Raw genomic sequence first — 6031 nt, 5'->3', positions numbered from 1 at the left:
AGGTCCGCGTCCAGCACCAGCGTCTCCAGATCGTCGCGAACGGCGTCCACGTGCACGTTCTGGTGGATGAGTTCGATGGTCTTGGCGCCCAGCGCGTGCCACACCAGCCGTCCCGTGGCGGACGAGGGCTGCACGGATTGGTAGACCTGGGAGAGCCAGCGGTAGTCCGCCTCGTACTGCAGGAGAACGGGGTCTGGCGAGATGGCCTCCCACAGGCGGCCCAGCACGCTGTACGCTCCGGCGAAGCTGTCGCGGGTGTCGTTGTCCGGCAGGCACTCCTGCGCCGCCATCAGCCCCTCGTAGCCGGTCTGGCCGCGGTCCACGCCGGGAAAGAAGTCCAGGCAGCGCTTGAGCGCCTCCGGCAGCTTTTCCTTGAGGGCCGCGACGTTGCTCACGACCTCGCGAACGCCCTTTTCATCGAACTGCAGCGCCGTGGCCACGTCGTCGAACACGCCCAGGTAGTCCACGATCAGGCCGTGCGTCTTGTGCTCGCCGTAGCCGCGGTTGGTGCGGCAGATGGCCTGGAGCAGGGTATGATCGCGCAGGGGCTTGTCCAGGTACATGGCCTGGAGGATCGGCGCGTCGAAGCCGGTGAGCAGCTTGGCGGTGACGATCAGCAGTTGCAGGGAGTCGCTGGGATCACGGAAGCGGTCCAGGAGCTTCTCTTCTTCGTCGCGGCTGCGGTCGTACGGGCGAAAGCGTGGATCCCCCGTGGCGCTGATCACCACCTCGGTGGCCTCGGCCGGCAGCAGCTGGTCGAGCGCCGCCTTGTAGAGCAGGCAGCACTCCTGGTCGAAGGTGACGATCATCCCCTTGAACCCGTTCGGCGCCACCTTCTCCTGGAAGTGCGCGGCGATGTCGGCGCAGATGGCCTGCACCCGCTCGGGCACCTTCACCAGCACGGCCATCCGCGAGGCCGTCTTGGCCAGGTTGTCGCGGTCCAGGTCCGTCAGGCTGCCGGTGAGCTCCCCGTAGGCCTCGTCGATCGCCGCCTTGTCGATGTGCAGGTCTACCAGCCGCGGCTCGAAGTGCAGCTTGAGCGTGGCGCCGTCGCGGATGGATTCCTCGAACCCGTAGCGGCTCATGTACCCGCGCTCGTCTTCTTCCGCGCCGAACGCGTAGAAGGTGTTCCGGTCGCGGCGGTTGATGGGCGTGCCCGTAAGGCCGAAGAGGAAGGCGTTGGGCAGGGCGGCGCGCATCTTCATCCCCAGGTCGCCCTCCTGGGTACGGTGCGCCTCGTCTACCAGCGCCACGATGTTGCCGCTCTCGTTGAGCACGCCGCCCGCTTCGCCGAACTTGAAGATGGTGGTGATGATGATCTTGCGGGTGTCCTGCTGCAGCAGCTTCTGCAGGTCGGCGCGGGTCTCGGCCTTGACCAGGTTGGGGACGTCGGAGGCGTGAAAGGTGGAGCTGATCTGCGCGTCCAGGTCTACGCGGTCCACCACGATCAGCACGGCCGGGTTCCCCAGCTCCGGCTGAAGACGGAGCTTTTGCGCGGCGAACACCATCAGCAGCGACTTGCCCGATCCCTGGAAGTGCCAGATGAGCCCCTTGCGCGGGCGGCCATCCAGCACGCGCTGCACGATCAGGTTGGCCGCCTGGTATTGCTGGTAGCGCGCGACGACCTTTATGCGGCGGTTCCTCTTGTCCGTGGCGAACAGAGTGAAGTGAGCCAGGATGTCCAGCAGGGTCTCCGGCCGCAGCAGTCCGTTCACGGCGGCCTCGACGCTCCGCAAGGTGCCCGGCGCGGCACCTTCGTCTTCGCGCCACGGGCCCCACAACTCCACGGGCATGCGCACGGACCCGTACTTGAGCTCCTTGCCCTCGGTGGCCACGCTCAGGACGTTGGCCACGAACAGCTCGGGAACGTGGTTCTCGTAGTTTTCGTGCACCTGCACGGCCCCGTCCAGCCAGCTCACGGCCTTGCGGACGGGCGTCTTGGCCTCGATCACCACCAGCGGAATGCCGTTTACCAGCAGCACCAGGTCTGCGCGGCGCTCGGCGCTACCCGCGCGAAAGGTGAACTGGCTGGTGACGACGTAGTGGTTGTTTTCCGGGTTTTCGAAGTCGATGAGCTTTACGGTGGTGTGCTCGTGGTTCTGGCCGAACGGCATGGACTTGTCGCCGCGCAGCCACGCCGTCATCTCCTCGTTGGCCTTGATGAGCCCGTCGCTGCGCACCGCCAGTACGATGGCGCGCAGCCGGTACAGCACCTCGTCGGCGCGGTCTGGGACGGCGGCGATCTCCGGGTTCAGCCGCGCCAGCGCCTCGGTGACCCACGGCTCCACGAACACCTCGTGCGGCTGGCGCGGGATGTTCCCCGGCGCGAGATAGTGCCACCCCAGCCCGGCCAGACTGCCGCCCTTGCGCGCCAGCCCCGGCCCCGCGGCCGTGCGCTTGGTTTCTCCCCCGCACAGCAGGTCGCGGATGAGGTTCTCGACCGTGTTGCCTTCCGTGAAACCGTTCATCCTGCTTCGCTCTGATCGAGTTCCCGCATTAGAATTGCCTTCAGCCGTTCGGCGACTTCCACTCTCCCCCTGAGACCCCGGCCCGCCGACTTGATCTTCCCCAGATCGGCGACAATACGATCCTGAACGTCTCGCGGCGGGAGGGGAATTAGGACTTTCGCGAGGTTGGACGCATTGACGTTGGCCTGGCTGACACCCTTGGTCGCAAACGACAGCACCTGCTGTCGGCCGAGGGGGCCGTTCAAGTACTCGGTCAGATACTCCGGGGAAATGACATCTCGGTTCACCCGCAATCGGATCAGGTAGGATGCAAACACATGATCGCCGGCTAGGGTGTACACTCCGGTGCGTCCGACAAGGTCGATACTATTCGTCCGGTTGAACAGAACGTCACCGTGGTCCAAGCGATAGTTCTGGAAGAGATCGTCCGTAAGATTCACGAAGCGGATGTCGTTTTCGACGGCGAGGCCGTCCACGAGGTTCATCATACGTAGAATCGGGAAATCTCCAGTTGGTTCAGGCGCTGTCGACAGGCCGTATTGGCTGCTCTCGACGAGTTCCCCGATCGTCCGGACATCCCACCCTGCCGCCACTCTTTCCAAACGGGGGTGCGGCACCATGTCAGCGCGGCTATTACCACGGAACATCTCCCCAGAGAATGCCTGAGCCGCGACGAGCGTGCTTTCCGCCGCATTCGTCAGCATCTGGATCGCTCCTTCAGCCGACGCGAGAGCGCGCGCGAGCCGATGCTGCTCAACCTGAGGCGGCAACTCGAATTCGTACCAAGCCAGGTCCGAGAAGTTAACGTACGGGTTGACCGACCCCTTCGACTCGCGCTTGGAGTGCGCGTGAAACCCCTCAGTTTGCAGGACAAACGGCAGCAGCTCGGGCAGGAGCAGTTCCGGGTCAGCGGACTCCAGAACGAACGTAGTGTTCGCGCAGATCCCCTCGAAGTCTGCCAGCGCGACCTTTCGCAGATAGGTCCGCCGCGATCCGTACAGAACCTGGCCTGGCCGGAAGCGCATGTGGAACGCCGGCCCGAGATAGCCGTCCCTGATGTTCCCCCAGTGCCGGATCTTCAGGTTGTCGCTGTCCATGTGCTCACCCGCGACGAAACGTTCCAGGCCAGATGTTTCCGGATCTGCGCGATTCTTCACTTGGCGCACCACCTCGCCGAACTTCACTCGGCGCCATCCCGGCTTGAGCTCAGGCACTGACGGCCTCCGTCGCTTCCTCGACCATAAGCCCGTCGAGCATGTCCACCACTGCGTCCATCTCCGTCCAGAAGGTCTGTCCCGACGCTTCCCACGCGGCCCACGCAGCCGCGAGCGTCCGCGCCTCGCCGTTTCCTGCCGCTTGACTGGCGCGCTTGACGTAGAGCGGGATGGAAAGGCTCCACGCTTGCGCGCCGATCTCCTCGCGCGTCGCGACCCTCGCGAACCCCGGCTCGTCCGCGAAGGCGGCGTAGGCGTTCTCGATCCGCGCCTGGTGCCCGGGCTTCAGAAAGCTCGCCGCACGCTCACGCGCCACTTCGTTCACCGCGTCGATGAACAGCACACAGCCGCGCCGCTCCGTTGGCTTGGCCGTGCGACAGAGGACGATGCACGCCTCCATGGGCGAGTTGTAGAACAGGTTGGGCCCCAGCCCCAGCACGCACTCCACCAGGTCCGCCTCCACCAGCCGCCGCCGCATCTCCGCCTCTTCCTTGCGAAAGAGCACGCCGTGGGGGAACAGGATGGCACAGCGGCCCGTGCGCGGGTCCAGGCTGCGCAAAATGTGCTGAAAGAACGCGTAGTCCGCGCGCCCCTGCGGCGGCGTGCCCAGGAAGTTGCGGCCCCACCTGTCCGTGGCCCACGCGTCGCGGTTCCACTGCTTGATGGAGTACGGCGGATTGGCCAGCACCACGTCGAAGGTGCGCAGCCGGTCGTTCTCCGCGAACGCGGGCGCGGCCAAGGTGTCGCCGCGGGCGATCTCCGAATCCTCCACCCCGTGCAGCACCAGGTTCATGCGGGCGATGGACGCCGTCATGTGGTTGCGCTCCTGCCCGAACACCCGGAGCGTGCGGTGCTCGCCGCCGTTGCGCTTGACCTCCGCCAACGCGGAGATCAGCATGCCGCCCGTGCCGCAGGTGGGATCGTAGATGTGCTCGCCGGGCTGTGGATCCAGCATCTGCACCATCAGGTGAACGACGGTGCGGTTGGTGTAGAACTCCTGCGCCGTGTGGCCGCTGTCGTCCGCGAACTTCTTGATCAGGAACTCGTAGCCGTTCCCCAGCTCGTCCTCCGGAACGTTCGCCAGCGACAGCGTCTGCGCGCTGAAGTGCTCCAGCAGGTTCTTGAGCGTGGCGTCGGGAAGACGCTCCTTGTTGGTCCACCCCGCATCCCCAAAGATGCCGTCCAGCCTCCCCGGGTTGGCCGACTCGACGCGGCGCAAGGCGGATTGCAGCGTACGTCCCACGTCCTTGGCCACCGCGCGCACGTCCGACCAGTGCGCACCGCCGGGGATCACGAACCGGTCGTTCGCCACGTCCATCGCGAAGTCAACATCGCCGGATTCAGCCAACGCCGCCGCGTAATCCTCGTCCCACACGTCGGAAAGGCGCTTGTAGAACAGGAGCGGAAACACGAACTGCTTGTAGTCGCCCGCGTCCACCAGGCCGCGCAGGATCACGGCGGCGCCCCACAGGTACGACTCCAGCGCCTGCTGGCTCATCGGCGCACTCATGGCAGCCAGCCTCCCTCCAGCATCACACGCCGCAGCGAATCCTCCGCTTCACGTGCGCGAGCCAGGGCTTCCTTGAATGCCGCCACCGCCTCCGGCAGCGGCGGGATGTCGGCGCCGATGGGCGGCAGCACGTAGCGCGAGATGTTCAGCGTCCACCCCTCGTTTTCGATTTCTTCCAGGCTCACGACGCGCGTGCGGTCCTCCACCTCGGCAAAGCCCTGCACCCACCCCAGGATCTCGGCCGCGTGCTCCGCTTCCAGAAAGTTCTGCGCGCGCCCCCGGCGAAAGAGCGTCGACCCGTCGGCTACTAGCACCCTGCGCGTGCGCTCCGCCGGCTTGGCGCGCCGCAGTACCATCACGCACGCGGCCAGCCCAGTGCCGTAAAACAGGTTGGGCGCCAGGCCGATCACCGCCTCCACCAGGTCCGCCTTCAGCAGGTGCTGACGGATGGTGCCCTCCACCCCTCCGCGAAACAGCGCACCCTGCGGCAGCACCACCGCCATGCGCCCCGTGCGAGCAGCCATGGACTTCACCATGTGCTGCACCCACGCCATGTCGCCGTTGCTGTCCGTGGGCAGCCCCGCGAACGCCCGGCCCCAGGGATCGCTCTCCCACACGTCGCGTCCCCACTTTTCCAGCGAGAACGGCGGATTGGCGATCACCACGTCGAAGGTGCCCAACCCGCCCGTGCCGGGATCCCTGAACACGGGCTGGCGCAGCGTGTCGCCGCGCTCGATGGCGAAGTCCTCGATCCCGTGCAGGAACAGGTTCATCCGGGCAACGGCCGCGGTGGTCAGGTTCTTCTCCTGCCCGTACAGCTTGCCGAAGAAGGTACGCGG

Annotated in this window: 4 protein-coding genes; all 4 read right to left on the bottom strand. The window is 66.0% G+C overall.

Annotation, left to right across the window (positions count from 1 at the left end; translation table 11 throughout):
* A partial coding sequence (locus tag VIB55_RS06530) for an HsdR family type I site-specific deoxyribonuclease (RefSeq protein WP_331875864.1) occupies positions 1 to 2468 on the bottom strand: 2468 nt, incomplete at its 3' end.
* The gene (locus VIB55_RS06525; protein ID WP_331875863.1) at positions 2465 to 3682 is read right to left on the bottom strand and encodes a restriction endonuclease subunit S; all 1218 of its coding nucleotides are present in this window, start codon (positions 3680 to 3682) and stop codon (positions 2465 to 2467) included. The genes VIB55_RS06530 and VIB55_RS06525, both read right to left, overlap by 4 nt.
* On the bottom strand, positions 3675 to 5192 hold the full coding sequence (locus VIB55_RS06520; RefSeq protein ID WP_331875862.1) for a class I SAM-dependent DNA methyltransferase: 1518 nt from the start codon (positions 5190 to 5192) through the stop codon (positions 3675 to 3677). Before VIB55_RS06520 ends, VIB55_RS06525 begins: the two co-directional genes overlap by 8 nt.
* Positions 5189 to 6031: N-6 DNA methylase (locus VIB55_RS06515; RefSeq protein ID WP_331875861.1), on the bottom strand; the 843-nt coding region annotated here is incomplete at its 5' end. The genes VIB55_RS06520 and VIB55_RS06515, both read right to left, overlap by 4 nt.

Source organism: Longimicrobium sp., assembly GCF_036554565.1.
GTDB lineage: Bacteria > Gemmatimonadota > Gemmatimonadetes > Longimicrobiales > Longimicrobiaceae > Longimicrobium.
The sequence above is the reverse complement of the archived record's forward strand: the minus strand, read 5'-3'. Positions and strand labels throughout refer to the sequence as shown.

What these genes read in the sequence shown, in the direction of transcription:
- VIB55_RS06520 (WP_331875862.1), bottom strand. Translation starts at nt 5,192, where the DNA reads ATGAGTGCGCCGATGAGCCAGCAGGCGCTGGAGTCGTACCTGTGGGGC.